Here is a 499-nt window from a genome sequence, read left to right as displayed (position 1 = left end):
CGAATTAACCCGGAAGGTCTTTATTCCAAACCCCTTTGGAGACGGCCAACTCTATCGCACCGGTGATAAAGTACGCTACACCCACGACGGCACCCTTACGTATATGGGACGACTGGATCAGCAAGTCAAAGTACGCGGCTACCGNATAGAACTGGGTGAAATTGAGACGCTTATGCGCCAACACGACGCCATTGACGACTGCGCCTTAAGCGTACGAGAAGTCCGTGCCGGCGATACGCGGCTCATCGCTTATGTTGTATGGAAGAATAGCCCGATTAGTCTCAGTGAACTTCGTGAGCACCTGCGACAGCAATTGCCCCCTTACATGGTGCCGCAGCACCTTGAAGCACTCGGGGAGTTACCACGCACCCTTAACAACAAGCTTGATCGAAAGGCTTTAGAAAGCCTCCCTTTATCAGAATCAAGCTCGTTAGGCAAAGAAGAAGTACGGGCCGCTACTACAGCGACTGAACTTAAGTTACTGAGCATCTGGCAAGAA

The 499-nt window shown here is 51.4% G+C and carries 1 pseudogene; it reads left to right on the top strand.

From position 1 onward, the window contains the following. Nucleotides 1-499: pseudogene (locus A3756_RS03485) on the top strand (AMP-binding protein); the annotation flags it as partial.

The sequence above is a fragment of the Oleiphilus sp. HI0086 genome, from assembly GCF_001635225.1.
This window is presented reverse-complemented; position numbering and strand designations above follow the sequence as displayed.